Origin of the sequence: Chryseobacterium foetidum, assembly GCF_025457425.1 — a bacterium.
Taxonomy (GTDB): Bacteria; Bacteroidota; Bacteroidia; order Flavobacteriales; family Weeksellaceae; genus Chryseobacterium; species Chryseobacterium foetidum.
On sequence record NZ_JAMXIA010000002.1, the window covers coordinates 25,791 to 42,833 of the forward strand.

Genomic DNA, 17,043 nt, shown 5'->3' on the forward strand with positions numbered 1-17,043 from the left:
TGTTGGAGTCTGATTTTTATTAAACAAAAAAAATATGAGCAAAATAACTATTTTAAAAATTGTTCCTTTATTAGCTTCATTTGCATTTTCAGATGCACTTGCACAACGTGGGATTCCGCCTAAAGAGGTGACAAAAATTACGCATTCAACTAATTATGCTGAACACCTCGACTTTCTTCCTGAGATGGTGAATATGTTGAAAGTTCCTGAAGGCTGGACGGTTTCCATAGCAGCTTCCGGGCTTGGAAAGCCCCGAATGCTTTATTATACACCCACAGGGAATCTTTATATTACAAGAAGAGATACCGGTGATGTTCTTCTATTAAATGACAAAAATGGTGACGGCAGGTTTGAAGAAAGCAAGACTGTGGCCGCAGACTTTAAGGGCGTGCACGGTATTACTATGAAAGATGAATGGCTGTATCTATGTAATAACAATGAACTCAGGCGATATAAAGTCAATAGGGATGGTTCATTGGGAAATCACGAAATGTTATTTAATGACATGCCCTCGGCTGGTCAGCATCCTAATAGAACAATGGATTTCGGACCTGATGGAAAACTCTACATTTCAATCGGCACATTATGTAACGACTGCAAAGAATCAGATCGGGAGGCGGCTACAATGGTTCAGGTAGATCCTGTGACGTGGAAGAGGACGATATTCGCTTCAGGTCTTCGGAATACAATAGGTTTTGACTGGCACCCTCAGACAAATGAACTTTGGGGAATGGATAATGGGGGTGATGCGAAAGGTGATGACTGGCCACCTGAAGAGTTGAATAATCTTAAGGAGGGAAAAAATTACGGCTATCCTTTTGCCTATGCAAAGAAAGAGATAGACTTGACACGTGAAGATCCTGCAGGAAACAGTAAGCAAAAATGGGTAGAAAATACAGAGGGTTCGATTATGGAATATCAGGCGCACATGGCACCTATTGGATTTCAGTTTTTTCCTGCCGGTACGGTATTTGGCGGAGATGCAATTGTAAACTGGCATGGGTCATGGAACAGAAGTAAATCTGTAGGATTTAAAGTTCAGCGCATAAAATTTGTGAATGGCCGTCCTGCAGGTGCAGAAGATTTTCTTACAGGCTTTCTTAAAAATAAAACAAGATTCGGACGTCCCGCAGGTGTTGCTATTTCTTCAACAGGCACCGTATACATTTCAGACGATGCGAACGGAGTTCTCTACAGTATTAAACAAAAATAAACAATATGAAAAAAATAATATTATGTGTTCTATTGACAGGATGTGCATCCGCAGTTCCTGATCAGCCTACTGAAAGAATAGAATTTAATGCTCCGGAAAGCTATCCTGAAGGAATTGCTTACGATGAAACTTCTGACTTATATTTTGTATCATCGGCTAGACTTGGAACTGTGGGAAAGGTGACCCCTGCAGGGGGCTATAGTGCTTTGCTGAATGACTCCTCATTTAAATCAACTTATGGAATAAAAGTGCATCCTGATGGAAAACGTTTATTTGTATGTGTAAGTGATGCCAATTACAGTAAATTGACATCTCCGGATACACGGAAAAAGATGGCAAGATTGGTAGGAATTGATATGAAAACAGGAAAAAAAACCAATGATATTGATTTGTCCAGCTTAGTTTCTGGAAACCATTTTGCAAATGACCTTACTTTTGACAGTCAGCATAATGCCTATGTTACCGACAGTTTTTCAAATGTGATTTATAAAGTAACCCCGGCTGGCCAGGCGTCAGTATTTGCCGACAGCCCAATGTTTAAAACGGAAGGAGTGGGACTGAATGGTATAGTTTGTCACCCTTCAGGATATCTACTAACCGTGAGTAGTGGAACCGGGGCAATCTATAAAATAGCTTTGGACAATCCAAAAAAAGTCAGTAAAGTAATAATCAGCCAGTTTTTTATGAATGGAGATGGTTTGTTACTTACTGCTGATCGTAAACTTGTGGTGGTGCAAAATGGAGGGAGCGATAAGATCTATGAACTTACATCACAGGATGACTGGTCTTCTGCTAAACTGTCAGCCTCCACTCTTGTAGCAGATAGATTTACCTACCCTTCTACCGCAACAATGGCTAAGGATAAAGTATGGGTTATGAACGCTAAGTTTTCGGAAATCACAGACAGTACAAATGTCCCTTCCAAAAGATTTGAAATGCAACATGCACGGCTGGTGCCATTGCCGCAATAATAGACAATCGATCCAGGTCGGAACAATCGTTATATCCGTTCTGTCTACTTTGAGACAGTAATTTGATTTTTTTTTTAATACTTCTATCCAAAGTTTTTTTTAATAGAAAATTCCCTAATGCTGTAACAATTATGGATCAGTGTTACCTGCCAATGGATCTTCCTCAACGCGGAACTTGTTACGCTGTAGGCTTTTATGTTTGTTTCAATGCAATATTTAAATAATTAATTATGGAACCAGAGAAATTACAAGAGTTTTTGTCTCAATACAAACTGACAACTGAAATCAGCCTTCAGAGTTATATTGAAGAAATCAAAGCAAATAAAGATTTATTATCAGATTACGATTTTCAGGGTCTGGTCAAGACGTTACAGGATAAAATGGAAGTTGATTTTGAAGAAAATATTAGGTCGATTTTTCAGAGTAGAGAACTGGATCCTGAATTAATGGTCGATGATCCGCATAAAGAAAATTTCCAAATATCGCTTCGGGAATTTGTTACTACTTTCACTTTAGGTATAGACGCCAAGATCCGTACTGATTTGGAAACTTCGGTTAGTAAGATGTAGTTTTTATCGGCTGCAAAATTTAGGAATGTATTCAACTCAGCTTTTCGTACGTTAAACATTTTCTAGCCTGTTTTAGGATCCTGTCGGATAGCTGATGCTTACTTTTATGGACAATGTTAACTGTGATCAAAAATCTAAATTGTGGTTGTTTTCGCTACAGCTTCTCATCTAGCTAATACTTTAACTCTTTTAAGAGTAGACAATTTGTAAATGCTTACGGAAGAAACTAAAAAACAGATGTGATATGGGCCTACCATCTTCTATGATTTGCCTCATCATTAAAATCATCATATTTTAATTTTGTCTTGTACAATAAATGTCAATATTATGATACATTTAAATTATATTGTTATGAAAAGACTTCCGGTTATTGACGAAAATCTTCTGTTATCATACGGTGCATCTGAGGTTGAGCTCCAGCCTTCTGAAACTATCTTTAGTTCTGGTGATCAACCCAGGTATTATTATCAAATTATGGAGGGACAGATTAAGCTAAATCATGAAGATGATGAAGGAAGAGAATTAATACAAAGTATCCTGAACGATGGCGATAGCGTGTGTGAATTGTTGCTGTTTACGGACAAATGCTATCCTGTAAACGCGATTAGTTTAAGATCCGGCAAATTATTAAAGTTGCCAAAAAAGATTTTTTTTGAACTTCTCCAAGATAATCCTGAAGTTTCATTTGATATTAATAGATTTATATCTAAACACTTATATCAAAAATTTGTACTTATGCAGACTAACTCTTCATTTCAACCAGCACTGAGGCTGAAAGGAATTTTTAATTACTTTAAAAGCTTCAGTGAGGATCAGTCAAAATATTCCTTTGAAATTACTTTGACCAGAAAACAGTTAGCATCAATTACTGCATTGAGAACAGAGACAGTAATCAGAACTGTAAAAAAACTGGAAAGAGCGGGATTAGTAAAAATAATAAATCACAAAATTTTTGTTTAATTTTAAATTTATTGTTGATTTCTTATTAAAATATTTTTTAGTTACTATACATATGTTGTATCATTTTTCCTTCCACTTACAATTTGGGCCGCAGTGGGTAATAATATGTTCTCAGGATTAGCAATATAGGATTTGTAAAAATTAATCCGCTACCATTATTTCAAAGTATAGAGTGTCAGATGATGTATGGAATTCTTTAACAAAACGTGGTTTAATAGTGGGCAATCTTTTGTGATGTCAGAGAGGTCTGTTCTTAATTAAATTAATAGCATACCTGAAATATGTACATTCAATTTTCTAAACAGTGTAAAGAAATTATTTTCATCGCCACAAGCGTAGTTTAATCAGGAGAGTAAATTAATATCTGTTTTACATCTATCTGCCATATTATAAAGTGGTCTTGCATACATCGCCAGAAAGTTATTTTTCGAAACCACATCCGAACTGTCTATTCTGGATTCAAGACGATTAATAAAAAAGGTTTTTTCTTCTTCACTGTATTCTGATGAGTTGGATATATTTTCTTCAAGTAAATCTTTCGCTATAAATTGTGATGGCCAAAGCTTGTAATTTTTAATGATGGATTGATCTATCAGATTTGCTATGGACTGTAGTTGCTGATTTTTATTTTGTGAATCTGGAAGTAAGTCTAATTCATGATTAAGAACTTCTCCTGCGTGTAGGTGTATTCTCTTTTTCTGTCCAAGGACTCCCTGCAGTATTGAAGTAAAGTCTTCGTTATCAGCCTTAATGTATTTTTCGTTTTTTGACTCTGCAATTAACTGTGGCATTTTCAGCACATCTGTAGGATCCAACTCATATGAAATGGATACAGGCACAATTTTCAGTTTTTTAAAGAAGCTGTGAACTGGTTCTTTTCCTGCATTCAAAGCCAACATCTTTAATACTCCCGGATTTGTTCGGTCATCACCATCTTTTGTTCTTCCTTCCTTTTGTGCGATCCAGACAGAACGATTATCTTTTTTTAGAAGTTTACAGATATATTGCGAAAGCAACGTTGAACTTTCAAGCTGGCTTCTTACAGGTAAACCTCTTTTAACCAAAAAATTCCGGTTTAGTTTTGCAATTTTATGGAGGAAATCTTTTTTAACAAGGTTGTCACCAATCGCCGAAGATGTCATTATACAACCTGAGTCCATCAGTGCCAAGTTGAGAAGGCATGTATCAAGTACAATATCTCTATGATTGGAAATGTAGAGGTATGATGTGTTTCTATCCAGTTTATCAAATCCTGAAGTAGTAAAACCCTCACTACTTTCTTTTAGTATCTGTCTGATGGTCTTGGATATGAACTGATGTTGGAATTCATGTACAGTATTTACATTTTTAAAATCTTCCAGCCAGAAGCACTCTTTAGCTTCAGGAAAGGTAAACTGCATTAAGGCATGCATCATGGGATCATCAGCGATTGTTCTTAATGATTCATTTACTTCATCATCATAGTAAGATCTTATTGCATCGAACTGGCTCATTACGGTGTTACTGAATTTAGAATAATGTAAACATAATTTTGATACTCTGCCAAGCAAAATGCTGACCAAAAATGTTTGTTGTAATTATTAAAAAACTAATTAAAGCAGTTGGATAATTTATATTAGAGTATTTTCCTCAAAGATCAAGACGCATCAAGCAGCCAACAGTCCTATGCAGAATATAAGAAACACTTATTAAGTCCAGAGAATTAAAAGAGACAACCTTTACTAATCACTGGTTTATCTGCCTTAGCTAAAATCTAAGGGGGCGTAAGTCTTGCAATTAGATTGCAGTTTATTACCTACTTTCTGTAGTTTTCTGTTGTTATCAGGTTTAAGAGGTGGCATTGCGCCGGCTGATAAATCTATAATAATAGAAAAGTGTGTCACTTTCCAGTTTTTATGTATAATTTTAATTAGCAGTTATCTGAACATGTCTAAGGATGTTAGTTTTTTTAATTCTGCGCTGCAATCTCAGTAATACATGAAATTAATCTGTCATATTTATACTTTGATGTATAACAGCTTCATTGTATTTCCATCATAATTTTTACCTTTATCAATTCCGATATTACCGATAACAGCTTTAGTTTAGTGAAATTTTTATATAAAGATGACTGGTGAATAATGTTAACATTTCCCGAACTCAAACATTCTAAAATTAAGCCATATTTGAATTTTTTATTTAATTACTAAAAACTATATTGTGGTAAAAAATCTATAGTTTACTGAATTTTAAAAGAAGTGATGACTACTGTTAAAACATAATAAAAATATTCCTGCTCAGCTTTCTTCCTGTCAATCAGCATATGTTTATATTCATACGAATTTAATATCCGACGTAAATTAAAGTACATTTCCAAGTCGGATCCTTTTAGAAATTTCCGACCTGCACCGTCGTTTCGCTCAATAATAATATTGTCATGAGTTCTCAGTTTTATTGTAACTCCTACCAATTTTCGGTTGTGTGTTTTGCCGGCATATCGTTCAATAATATTAATCTTAAAAGCGTCAAGAATTATAGTTGTAAAATCAAGATATAAATTGTCAGGGTCTTTTGCGTGCTCTATTCGAAAGTTCATGAAATATAATTATATAAATCTTAAATATAAGAAGATCATTATTTAAGTTGGGTAAAGATCGTTAAGTCTATTCTTTTTTACTATGCTTGCAATCACTGTAGAAGATATGGTAATTTAGATGTTAACGATCCATTTTTCAAAACGATTAATCAACATAGAAGAAAATAATATTTTATAAATGATCTATGTTTTCGAACTCAACACCACCTGTAGAAATAACCGATTTTGTATAACAAATCATTCTGTTGTCCCTGTGGAATTTTTTTTGGTATTTACAGTCCGGGATTGCGCAACCTCGACAAAAATATTGCAGGCTTCATTAATATGCTTTCAAATTGTTCTTTTGAAATTGATTTCAGTTTTGCTTCTGCCTATCTAAATGGTAATCTGAAAAAAATCAGCAACATTACAATATACAAATGCAGACCATTAAAATTTTAGAATTTCACATTATTAATCTTTCTTACCATAAGGAGAATTTATCTCCACAGCCCTGTCACAAAGAAGGTAGGTGAAGTATGACTTTTCGCCAGTCTTCTCTTCTTTAAAAACTTCACTGTCCCAAGTAATCGTCAGTTCCCAGCTGTCCCACTTTCTCATCTTATGAACATAAGGATTAAATGAACATTTAATCTCAAAATGCTTTTTGTTTTTGTCGCCCTCGAAACATACGATGACAGAATTATGATCGGGACTTGTTTCATCAACAATAGTGGCTTTAAGTTTCATGTGAAAAATTGTTATTTTGAGTAAGTTTTCTATCTAAATCATTTTCTGCCTGGGTAAGCCGATTTCATGTTCCTGCGGATAAGGTTTTCTTTGTGTCATGCTAACATCTTCGTGAAGTGTTCTTGCTGCTTCCAATGACTTTTCTTTATCCATTGAGTATCTGGGATCAGGAATAAAGGGCATCTTGGCCATCTTGTGGATGGTGATGGTTGGAAAGTGAAAATCTACTTCGACAGTTCCCAATAATAAATAGCAGCCTCCACCCTGAAAGGGATATTCTTCAAGACAGTTTGGGAAGTGTGCCGTATCAAAATACTCTCCCTCTGCGTCGATCCAGGTTCCGAAAAACATGGCTCCTCTTTTCGTGGGGACATGCTTTCTGGAAATCAGGTAAGCGAGCATTTTGATCTGTTTTTTATGATTTTTAACTAAGTCTTTAGCCATTACACTGCCCCGATACTTGGTCTGCAACAGATCAAAAGGACTGTATGATACAGAAAATCCTAAGATTTCAATTTCATCAAAAGCATCTTCAAAAGGATTTCTGATAATGGTTGGAAGCTGATATTCTTTTTGAGGTTCATCAAGTAAAGTGGGATGTCTGAATGTTGACTGGTCATTTCCAAACAGGAATCTTGCCTGAATTAAAAGCTCATGTTTCTGTTTTCCTGTAAACCTGAGTGCCCCGATAAAAATAAGGATCTGCAGTGTTTCAATTCCAATCGGTATTCTTTTAACAAAATTTTCCAAAGAAGTATATTCCCCGTTATTTCTTCTTTCTTCGGGAATCATCATTGCAATTTTACCCTCTATCTTTTCAATGTGCATTATCCCCAAATAGACATCAGATCCATAAACCGTAGTCTGATATTCGCTGAGGTTGACACATGGATTGTTGATTGTGGCTCCAGACATTTTTGCTTCATGGACGTATACTTCAGTCCTGTAAAATCCACCTCCGTTGTTAATGGCACAAACCATAAATTCAATAGGGTAGTAGACTTTCAAATATAAACTCTGATAACTTTCTACCGCATAGGATGCCGAGTGTGCTTTACAAAATGAATATCCTGCAAAAGATTCGATCTGCCGATAGACTTCTTTCGACAATTGTTCTGGGTGTCCCAGTTCTTTGCAGGATTCAAAAAAATGGTCTTTTACTTTCTGCAATGCAGATAACGATCTTCCTTTACCACTCATGGCTCTTCTTAAAACATCGCCGTCTGCTGCTGATAAACCTCCAAAATGTAGGGCTATCTTGATAACATCTTCCTGATATACCATGATCCCATAGGTTTCACCCAGCTCTTCTTTAAATACATCATGAAAGTATTCGAACTTGGTAGGATTATTATGTCTGAAAATATATTCCTTCATCATTCCGCTCTGCGCAACTCCCGGACGGATAATGGAAGAAGCCGCAACCAAAACTTTATAGTCTTCACATTTTAATCTTCTAAGCAGACCCCGCATGGCAGGACTTTCAATATAAAAACAGCCGATGGTCTTTCCTATACTCAAATATTGATTGCATTTCTCTTCATTTTTTGAAATCGTCGTGTCTTTAATGTCAACAGTAATACCTCTTTTTTCTCTGATGAGTTCTACGGTATCTTTGATGGTTCCGAGTCCTCGTTGAGAAAGAATGTCAAACTTTTCGAATCCGATATCTTCAGCCGTGTGCATATCAAACTGGACAATCGGAAAACCTTTGGGAGGCATTTCCAATGCTGTAAAATTAGTGATAGGCTCTTCCGAAATTAAAATTCCACAGGAATGCATACTTCTCTGATTTGGAAACTTTTCCAAAAGTTTGCCGTACTTGTGAACAAGTTTAAACACCGAATTGCTATCGTGTTCTGACATTGGTTTAGTCGCTAATGCATCCAATTCTTCCTTCGGTAAACCGAATGCTTTTCCCACTTCCCTGAAAATAGAGCGATATTTAAACTCGACGTTTGTTCCACAGAATGCGACATGCTCTTTACCGTATTTGGTAAAAATATATTCAAGGATGATATCTCTGGTCTGCCAACTCCAGTCGATATCAAAATCAGGAGGTGTTTTCCTATTGAGGTTGAGGAATCTTTCAAAATACAGATCCAGTTCCAAAGGACAGATATCGGTGATTCCCAAACAGTAACTGACAATGGAGTTGGCTCCGCTTCCTCTTCCCACATGCATAAATCCCATCCTGTTGCTGTATTGAATAACATCCCAAGTGATCAGGAAATAACCGCTGAATTTTAGCTGGTCAATGACTCCCAGTTCTTTTTCAACTCTGGCCTTCGCTTCACTATGATCATTTCCATATCTCTTTTCCAAACCTTCGTAGGCGAGTTGGGTCAACAGCTTAAAATCATTCTCCCGGCTGTCTGTGAAATGTTGCTTGTTTTTCGGAGTTGAAAAATCATAATCGAAACTGCATTGTCCAATAATATCCGCTGTGTTTTGAATGATCTGAGGGTAATGGCGATAGTAATCCAGCAGTTCTTTTTTATTGACAAATGTTTCAGTGTCTCTGCAACAATCGTCATCACCTAATTTACTGATCAAGGTGTTGTTATCGATTGCTCTTAAGATCTTGTGGAGATTATAGTCTAGTTTGGTTGTGAAGGTAACAGGCTGTAAAATCACCATCTTATCAAGCAACTTTTTGAGATCGGGTTTTACGAGATGATTCAATTCTTCAGGTCGTATTCCGATATACTCATGTACCTGCAAAACTTCTGGAATGTTATGCAAAGGATAAATAACAATGCTATCTTTAAGGATTGGATTGTGTTTTGGAATTTCGTTTCCGTCACAATTATAATCCGTCAACAAGCGGTTAATCTCTCCTACACTTTTTTGATTTTTAGCCAGACAGATATAATAGAATTCATTTTCGACTCTTATCTCAACCCCGATAATGGGTTTGATGTTATTGTCATTACAAAGTTTAAAAAAATCATAAATTCCCGTAATGGTATTGATATCGGTAAGTGCTAACGTTTTTACCTTGTGATCGACACCCTGCTGAACCAGATCCTGAATAGAAATGGTTCCGTACCGAAGGCTGTGATAGGAATGGCAATTGAGAAACATAATTTTGTGTTTGTTATCTTAACAGTCCGGACGCTCTGCCTACACTTGAGGTTCCAAACCTGTTTTTAATTTTATCCATCGTCTGATACAAAGAAATCAATTCCTCAGTATCTTCAAATAGATCCATCTGATGACATCCATGAACCAATCCTGTGAATTTCACGCCGATGAGTCGAATTCGCATTCTTCGGGTATAGACTTTTTTAAAAAGCTCCAACACATATTTGAGCAGAGTATGGTCGGCTGAAGTGTAAGGAATTCTACACTGTTTGGTCTCTGTATCAAAATTGGAATATCGGATTTTAACAGAGATGGTGGAGGTGAGCCATTTTTCCTGCCGAAGCTGAAAGGCAAGTTGCTCTACCATTCCTGATAAAATACTTCTGAGGTTCTGTACATCGATTGTATCCTGGGAGAAAGTATTTTCTGTGGAAATTGATTTTCTTTCCGAATACGGAACAATAGGAGTATCATCAATTCCGTTGGCTTTTTTCCAAAGCTCACTTCCGTTTTTACCAATGAGTTGGTGTAAAACTTCAACCGGAGTTTCAGATAAAGTTTCAATGGTTCGGACTCCGAGCCTTGACAGGAGCTGAAAAGTTACATTTCCAACCATTGGAATTTTTTTGATGGACAGAGGATTTAAGAACGGTTTGATATTTTGTTCCTTAATTTCAAATCTACCGGTCGGTTTGGATTCTCCGGTACCAATCTTTGCAACGGTTTTATTTGTGGACAGGGCAAAGCTAATCGGTAAGCCTGTATTTTTTGTAACGGCATCCACAATTTCATTCGTCCACTGGTAGCAACCGAAAAATTTGTCCATTCCTGACAGGTCGAGATAAAATTCGTCAATGCTCGCTTTTTCCAATACCGGAACCTTTTCCTGAATAACATCCGTGACCAGATGGGACATTTTGGAATACATTTCCATGTCACCTTTGATCACTCTTGCTTCAGGGCATAATCTTAAAGCCATCTTGATAGGCATTGCACTTCTTACCCCGAAAAACCGTGTTTCGTAAGAGCAGGATGCCACTACGCCACGGTCTCCACCTCCAATGATAATCGGCTTTCTCTCCAGTCCGGAGTTTTTAAGCCTTTCACAGGAAACAAAAAACGTATCCAAATCCATATGCACAACTGCTCTTTCCATGGCACAAATTTAGTCACGTTTTAAAACAAATTTTGTATTTTTGTTGTCTAAAATTGTAACAATGTCAAAATTCTCTGATAACATCGTGTTCCTGAGAGGTACGAAAAATATTACTCAACATGAATTGGCGGATATTTTAATGCTTACCCGATCAAGGTATGTGGCATATGAATATGGAAGGTCAGAACCTCCTATTGAAATATTGGTTAGAATTTCAAAATACTATGATATCAGCATTGACCTTCTGGTCAATGTTGATGTCAGGAAATTTTCGATCGATAAGATTATTGAACTACCTGACAACAGAATTGTTCTACCTGTAAGAGTCGATAATGAAGGAAACGATCAGATTGAGATCGTTCAGCAAAAAGCTTCTATGGGTTATCTGAACGGTTACAGTGATCCTGAATACATAGAAGGTCTTGATACTATTTCTTTACCATTTTTGAAAGGAGGGAAGTTCAGGGCATTTCCGGCCGATGGGGATTCAATGCCTCCTTATAAGAACGGAACTTATATTGTGGGAAAATATGTGGAAAATCTTTCGGACTTAAAAACCGACAGAACTTATGTTTTCATTACAACCAACGATGGTATCAGTTATAAAAGGTTTCAGTTTCACGAAGCCGATGGGATCTGGGTCCGAGCTGACAACCAGTTTTATGAACCATATAAAATTCCTTTAACTGAAATCAAAGAGATTTGGGAATTTGCCTGCAGTATAAATACAAAAGAATATGGACCTGATGAGTTTGCAGAGCATCATATTCAAAATTTTATCTCGGAGATTAAGACTGATATAAAACAGATAAAAGAAAAAGTGGGTGCCAGAAATTAATTTTTTTTAGATAAATAAAAGGTAATTTAACATTACGATAAATATTTTAAAAGAGAAGAAGTATGGGTCAGCTTAGTTTGTTTGCTGCTGATGAATTTTACGAATTTCCCCAAGATCTGTTGGAATACAGAGAGAATTTTATCGACATGCATGAAGCAGATCTTTTGAAAGATCATCTGCTTCAAACTGTTAAATGGGAACAGCGAACACAGAAGATGTATGATAGGGAGGTTATAACACCAAGGCTGACTGCATGGTACGGAGATGACAGAAAATCTTATGAAACCGCAGACAGTAATGTATCAGTGAACAACAGCTGGACTCCGGAGCTTTTGTTGTTAAAGGAAAGAATTGAAAAAGAATTCGGATATCGCTTTAATGGCGTTCTGCTTAATTTGTACAGGAATAATAATGATTCAGTTGCCTGGCATAGGGATAAAGAAAGCAGTTACGGAAAGCGGCCGGTAATTGCATCAGTCAGTCTTGGGCAAACGAGAAATTTTGATTTCAGAAAAAAAGATCATCACCAAAGTAAATACAGCCTTGCGCTTCCAAATGGATCTCTGCTTATCATGAAAGGCGATTTACAGGAAAACTGGCAACACCGAATTGCAAAATCTGCTGTTCCAATGAAAGAAAGAATAAATCTGACATTTAGGTTAATCCGGGAATTGTAATTTAAATCAACATGGAGGATCAACACTTAAACCATACGGTTTATTCACCCACAGCTATCATGGGAATTTTCAGTAATGCCCTAAAGTTCAGTGCTACTGTCAATCTCATATATTTAAAAGGCAGATACTCTTTTGGAGGTGGTAAATCGTACGGTAACCATTACTATGACCATCTGTTTTCCGAAGGTGATAATACTTTTGTCGGCGTTCGAATTTCTGCATTGCTCAGAAATAAAATCAGCAACAATGATGTCTACACGCTGAGAGGTTTTATTGAAAAGAGTATAAAAAATTCTTCCATTGAGCTTCGTTTTGTCGTTGACGAGATCTGCCGGCAGGAGGAAAAATCAATATCAGAGGAGGAATTGGAAAAGTATGAGCTTATTCAAAGCAAGCTTAAGATCGGATTAAAAAATATCGATACCCTGATCAGGGATAAGATTCTAAAGAAAGAAAAAATCAAAGTGGCCAATATTTATGGTAATAATGCCATCGTGCAAAAGGATTTTTTAGAAGGGTTGGATGTTTCGGCGATGAATTTTGACATTGATGACCACATCTGTAATATCACTTCATCTACTGCAATCATGTCAAAACTGAGCGAAGTTTCAGCTTTGAACTACGATATTATAGCTCTCGTACGGGGCGGTGGAGATCGTCAGAGTATGGAGACCTTTAATGATCTGGTTCTGGCAGAACTTTTTATTAGCCTTAAATCCGTCATGGTGACTGCGATCGGACATACAGTTGATGAAACACTTTTAGACAAACTTGCTGACAAAAGATTTCACTTGCCACATGATTATGGTGCAGGACTGCATTCTATTGTGGAGAAGGTTTCCCATGAGCGATCCAATTCAAGGACTTTACTGATTGATGAAGTAAAAAAAGATGTTTCCAGGCAGTTTTTCGAGCAGGTTGAAACTCTTGAAAAGCAACTAAAGAAAAAAAATGATGAATTCACCGAAGCCCAAAAAACCTTTAAAGAGCAGGTTGGTTGAGAATCATAACAAGAATTTTGCTGAACAGTTGAAAGCCAGAAATGACGAATTTCAAAAACTTCAGGCTAGTTCCGGCAAGCAGCTTGGAGATCTGCAGAACAATTTTCAGGAACAACAGAAACAGCGGCAGACCGACATGGAAAGTTACAAAAAAGAAATTGCTGCCATGTATGAAAAGAATCTCAGGTCCGCAATCAATGAAGAGACCAGTTCCCTAAAGGTAAATCTCGAAATGATGAAACAGGAAAATGGAAGATTGAATCAGAAGTTAGAATACAGTGTAACGGATTATGCTAAAATCATTACTGCATTTATTCTGGCTCTTATTATGGGATTTGTAATGGCAAAATTGACGTGAAATTCATAATTCCTGTTCTTAGCATGAGAAAATCATTGATACACATTTGTAAAATCAGTGGCAGAGAAGAATTTACATTATCTATAATCCTGATCGGATCTTATGTTTCATAACAACCGCTTTCTTTAATAGTTTATGCTGTCTTTTGATGGGGGATCTAATAACTCTTCATATTACATGAAATTCATTCTGAATTGAATTTAAGAAAACTTTAGGATTTGTGCTGATGCTGTATGGTACAGGGATTGCAAAGATATTTGTACACTAATCAAAAATAATTATTATTATGGACAACAGTAAAACAGTATCTACCTTAAATGATCTTTTGAACATTACGAACGACAGAATTAAGGGATTCAGTAAAGTTGAAGACAAGGTATGGGACAGCTATTCACATTTGAAAACAGACTATGAACAAATGGTCAGCCAGTCTCAGACAATGAAATCGGATCTCATTACATTAATAAGAGAAAAAGGAGGGGAGCCGGATGACAGTTCCACAACTGCTGGTGCTCTTCACAGAACATGGATTGATATTAAAAATTCTTTCGGAGGCGATAATGCAGAGTCTACACTGGAAAATGTGGCTTTTGGTGAAAAAGCAGCTATAGAAGCTTATGAAAGTGCATTAAACGATGGATCCCTTTGTCCTGAGAGTTCTTCACTCGTAACTGAGCAGCTTTCTCAATTAAGATCCTCATACAGCAAATTCGAAAATCTTGAAAAAAGTACTGATTAATTTCCGTGCAATTAAAACAAGACTCCTGAACGCAAACGCTTTCAGGAGTTTTTAGTTTTTATAACATTCGATGTGGAAAGCTCTATCATATTACACTGAAGCCCTTTAATGCACAAAAAAATCTATTAAATTTTTTAATAGATTTAAAAATTCCCTCAATCATCCATATGCCTGTTAAAATGTTTAGAAATGATAATAGAAATTTTAGCATTTTCTGCTACTGAATGTTAAAACTAGAAGCTTACTCTGATATCACCTGGATTTTTCATCGTAATCGTAATCTCATTAATATCATCGGAAATTTCGTATTCAGCTTTTGTGTAGGTGTCATAATCCTGCTTTTCCAGAACTTCTATATCACCGTATCCAACTTCATCTTTTGAAATCTTTAGAGAATAATTTTCTGTGGCGTCATCTTTAGTAAAATGTTCCTTTGTAAAATCAATGAACTGCATAATTTTAATGTATTTGGTTAGCTCTGTATATATCAAATACTGTACAGTTGTTAATAATCATTGCAAAATTTTCTTAATCTCCCTACGGAAATGTTTCCATTTTATTTTCGATATTAAATAATTATGTTCATCTGCAGGAAGAGAATACGGAAATAGGTTGATAGCAACATGATCTGATATTTGTTCCCCATGAAATACTACTTATGTAATATGGGTGGAAACTTCAGGAGAATCTTTTATAAAACCGAGAGCGCCTGTCACGCGGTATCATTAATTCCTAAGGAGAAATTAGATTCGGTTTTGAACTCTTCATCCATTTAACAGTATTGGTAAAAGGCTGTATATACCAATCACATTATATGTTCACTATCTTGATTATGTTAGATAAATCAGAAAGAATGAGGAATCCAAAAAATTTGATTGCCTGAAAGATATAACTTATTGTATTGATTGAATAGTTGACGGCGAAACATGAAATAATACCAAAATATAAAGAAAATTGTGATTTATAATAGCCGTTCCACTATTAACCGTAAATAAATATAATGATACAATCAAAAAATAAGACCTTCCTAAATGATTGAGAAAGATCTTACTGAATGAGTATTGTATATGCGCTTAATTGTTATCAAACTAAATGCCACTCCAATCTTAAAGACGGATTTTAATTAAAATCTCTCAGGACATCCTCATAGTGAGATATAATCTGATGGATTTACTATATTTACAGAAAAAATGACGTTAAATCTTCTACTTTGTGCTCGTAATTCTACGAAGCCTATAGTTCATCAGTTATTTGAAACAGGAAAAGAGCTAAAAATTGGAGAATCTTTTGAGTATGGGTCATACTATCAAAGCCTCCTGAACAAACGCACAGAAAAATATTTTGAAAATAGTGAGCTCGAACCCGGTATCTATAAGGTTATCAATGTTGATAAAAATGAATCTGAACAGTTCTTAAATGTAAAATTACAACTTACATAAATTACAATGCACCTTTACAGGTGCTTTTTTTATTCGGTAAAGTGATTACTATAATGACTATACGGGTTGATGTGTAAGATCTCAGAACTGCATATGTCAATTAAATAAAAGACCTGCGATCAATAATGATGTAAGCATTTAATAACTTCACTTTTTTTTTGATTTCGCTTATAATTTCTTTAGCATGAGTATTGTCCGGATTTATTTGCAGGGCCTTTTGATAGTTTTTCACGGTCAGTTCAAAATTCCCCAGCTCCAGATAGATTTCTCCTAAACGATCAAAGGCATTAGTCCCATAGGAAAAGAGCAAAATATTTGATTTGAATAATTCCAATGTGTCTTTCAGTCTTTTCTGCGCAGCCTCTTAATAGCCCCAGTTATTTATATCGCTTTCTGTCAGTACAGAATCTTTGATTTTGGATTTTAAGTTTTCTACGGTCTCCGTGACATTTTTGTAACCATCTTTGTCTGAGAATAACTTTAATTTTTGCAGAGGGTAGTATTCCGAATTCATTTTCAACTTTAATATAAGGTATTAATGATTCGGTAATTAGTCTTTGAAGCCATACGATGTGCAAAGGTAGAAATTGGTCAGTACGACTACTGCTAAATAATCTCTTGGATATACAGACAGGGCTGAAATATTGCTACTGTTAGAGCTTCCGCTGGAAATTCTTTCTGTCAATAACAGGTCAGCCTTCACTCTCAACATTTAAGATAGGAAAATAATT

The 17,043-nt window shown here is 35.9% G+C and carries 19 protein-coding genes; 10 read left to right on the forward strand and 9 right to left on the reverse strand.

Annotation, left to right across the window (positions count from 1 at the left end; genetic code table 11):
• Positions 1 to 34 precede the first annotated feature (34 nt).
• The 4 genes from NG809_RS17485 to NG809_RS17500 all read left to right on the forward strand — a co-directional run bounded on the left by NG809_RS17485 (position 35) and on the right by NG809_RS17500 (position 3,713).
• On the forward strand, positions 35 to 1,213 hold the full coding sequence (locus NG809_RS17485; protein WP_262152615.1) for a PQQ-dependent sugar dehydrogenase: 1,179 nt from the start codon (positions 35 to 37) through the stop codon (positions 1,211 to 1,213).
• Positions 1,214 to 1,245: 32 nt separating this feature from the next.
• Positions 1,246 to 2,184 (forward strand): gluconolaconase, encoded by a 939-nt coding sequence (locus tag NG809_RS17490; protein ID WP_262152616.1) that lies wholly within the window; start codon positions 1,246 to 1,248, stop codon positions 2,182 to 2,184.
• A 230-nt stretch (positions 2,185 to 2,414) separates the two neighbouring features.
• Entirely contained in the window at positions 2,415 to 2,753 is a 339-nt protein-coding gene (locus NG809_RS17495; RefSeq protein WP_262152617.1) for a hypothetical protein, read from the forward strand.
• A gap of 351 nt (positions 2,754 to 3,104) precedes the next feature.
• Positions 3,105 to 3,713 (forward strand): Crp/Fnr family transcriptional regulator, encoded by a 609-nt coding sequence (locus tag NG809_RS17500; RefSeq protein ID WP_262152618.1) that lies wholly within the window; start codon positions 3,105 to 3,107, stop codon positions 3,711 to 3,713.
• A 344-nt stretch (positions 3,714 to 4,057) separates the two neighbouring features.
• Here the strand turns inward: NG809_RS17500 and NG809_RS17505 are convergent, their stop codons facing one another.
• From NG809_RS17505 to dinB, 5 genes are all read right to left on the reverse strand, one after another.
• The gene (locus NG809_RS17505) at positions 4,058 to 5,206 is read right to left on the reverse strand and encodes a 1-acyl-sn-glycerol-3-phosphate acyltransferase (protein WP_262152619.1); all 1,149 of its coding nucleotides are present in this window, start codon (positions 5,204 to 5,206) and stop codon (positions 4,058 to 4,060) included.
• A 725-nt stretch (positions 5,207 to 5,931) separates the two neighbouring features.
• The gene (locus tag NG809_RS17510) at positions 5,932 to 6,288 is read right to left on the reverse strand and encodes a prevent-host-death protein (protein ID WP_262152621.1); all 357 of its coding nucleotides are present in this window, start codon (positions 6,286 to 6,288) and stop codon (positions 5,932 to 5,934) included.
• Positions 6,289 to 6,741: 453 nt separating this feature from the next.
• The gene (locus NG809_RS17515) at positions 6,742 to 7,017 is read right to left on the reverse strand and encodes a hypothetical protein (protein ID WP_262152622.1); all 276 of its coding nucleotides are present in this window, start codon (positions 7,015 to 7,017) and stop codon (positions 6,742 to 6,744) included.
• 33 nt (positions 7,018 to 7,050) lie between these two features.
• Complete coding sequence (locus NG809_RS17520; protein ID WP_262152623.1) at positions 7,051 to 10,104, reverse strand: DNA polymerase III subunit alpha; 3,054 nt, start codon at positions 10,102 to 10,104, stop codon at positions 7,051 to 7,053.
• 13 nt (positions 10,105 to 10,117) lie between these two features.
• Positions 10,118 to 11,260 carry a DNA polymerase IV gene (gene dinB / locus NG809_RS17525; RefSeq protein ID WP_262152624.1) on the reverse strand — a complete coding sequence of 381 codons (1,143 nt, stop codon included), beginning with the start codon at positions 11,258 to 11,260 and terminating at the stop codon, positions 10,118 to 10,120.
• Positions 11,261 to 11,321: 61 nt separating this feature from the next.
• Between dinB and NG809_RS17530 the strand changes: the two genes are divergently transcribed.
• The 5 genes from NG809_RS17530 (at position 11,322) to NG809_RS17550 (ending at position 14,873) form a co-directional block, all read left to right on the forward strand.
• Positions 11,322 to 12,098 carry an XRE family transcriptional regulator gene (locus NG809_RS17530; protein WP_262152625.1) on the forward strand — a complete coding sequence of 259 codons (777 nt, stop codon included), beginning with the start codon at positions 11,322 to 11,324 and terminating at the stop codon, positions 12,096 to 12,098.
• 62 nt (positions 12,099 to 12,160) lie between these two features.
• The gene (locus NG809_RS17535; RefSeq protein ID WP_262152626.1) at positions 12,161 to 12,775 is read left to right on the forward strand and encodes an alpha-ketoglutarate-dependent dioxygenase AlkB family protein; all 615 of its coding nucleotides are present in this window, start codon (positions 12,161 to 12,163) and stop codon (positions 12,773 to 12,775) included.
• An 11-nt stretch (positions 12,776 to 12,786) separates the two neighbouring features.
• Positions 12,787 to 13,776 carry an exodeoxyribonuclease VII large subunit gene (locus tag NG809_RS17540; RefSeq protein ID WP_262152627.1) on the forward strand — a complete coding sequence of 330 codons (990 nt, stop codon included), beginning with the start codon at positions 12,787 to 12,789 and terminating at the stop codon, positions 13,774 to 13,776.
• Complete coding sequence (locus tag NG809_RS17545) at positions 13,769 to 14,134, forward strand: hypothetical protein (RefSeq protein WP_262152628.1); 366 nt, start codon at positions 13,769 to 13,771, stop codon at positions 14,132 to 14,134. The genes NG809_RS17540 and NG809_RS17545 overlap by 8 nt, the downstream gene beginning before the upstream one ends.
• A gap of 286 nt (positions 14,135 to 14,420) precedes the next feature.
• Positions 14,421 to 14,873 carry a ferritin-like domain-containing protein gene (locus NG809_RS17550; protein WP_262152629.1) on the forward strand — a complete coding sequence of 151 codons (453 nt, stop codon included), beginning with the start codon at positions 14,421 to 14,423 and terminating at the stop codon, positions 14,871 to 14,873.
• Positions 14,874 to 15,106: 233 nt separating this feature from the next.
• On the opposite strand, the gene NG809_RS17555 is transcribed toward NG809_RS17550, so the two are convergent.
• The gene (locus tag NG809_RS17555) at positions 15,107 to 15,328 is read right to left on the reverse strand and encodes a hypothetical protein (RefSeq protein ID WP_262152631.1); all 222 of its coding nucleotides are present in this window, start codon (positions 15,326 to 15,328) and stop codon (positions 15,107 to 15,109) included.
• Positions 15,329 to 16,063: 735 nt separating this feature from the next.
• On the opposite strand from NG809_RS17555, the gene NG809_RS17560 reads away from it, so the two are divergent.
• Positions 16,064 to 16,312 carry a hypothetical protein gene (locus NG809_RS17560; protein ID WP_262152632.1) on the forward strand — a complete coding sequence of 83 codons (249 nt, stop codon included), beginning with the start codon at positions 16,064 to 16,066 and terminating at the stop codon, positions 16,310 to 16,312.
• A gap of 100 nt (positions 16,313 to 16,412) precedes the next feature.
• On the opposite strand, the gene NG809_RS17565 is transcribed toward NG809_RS17560, so the two are convergent.
• The 3 genes from NG809_RS17565 to NG809_RS17575 are packed head-to-tail and all read right to left on the reverse strand — an operon-like array spanning position 16,413 to position 17,015.
• The gene (locus tag NG809_RS17565; RefSeq protein ID WP_262152633.1) at positions 16,413 to 16,646 is read right to left on the reverse strand and encodes a tetratricopeptide repeat protein; all 234 of its coding nucleotides are present in this window, start codon (positions 16,644 to 16,646) and stop codon (positions 16,413 to 16,415) included.
• A 30-nt stretch (positions 16,647 to 16,676) separates the two neighbouring features.
• Positions 16,677 to 16,826 (reverse strand): hypothetical protein, encoded by a 150-nt coding sequence (locus NG809_RS17570; RefSeq protein ID WP_262152634.1) that lies wholly within the window; start codon positions 16,824 to 16,826, stop codon positions 16,677 to 16,679.
• 36 nt (positions 16,827 to 16,862) lie between these two features.
• Positions 16,863 to 17,015, reverse strand: a complete 153-nt coding sequence (locus tag NG809_RS17575; protein ID WP_262152635.1) for a hypothetical protein — start codon at positions 17,013 to 17,015, stop codon at positions 16,863 to 16,865.
• Between the last annotated feature and the right edge of the window lie 28 nt (positions 17,016 to 17,043).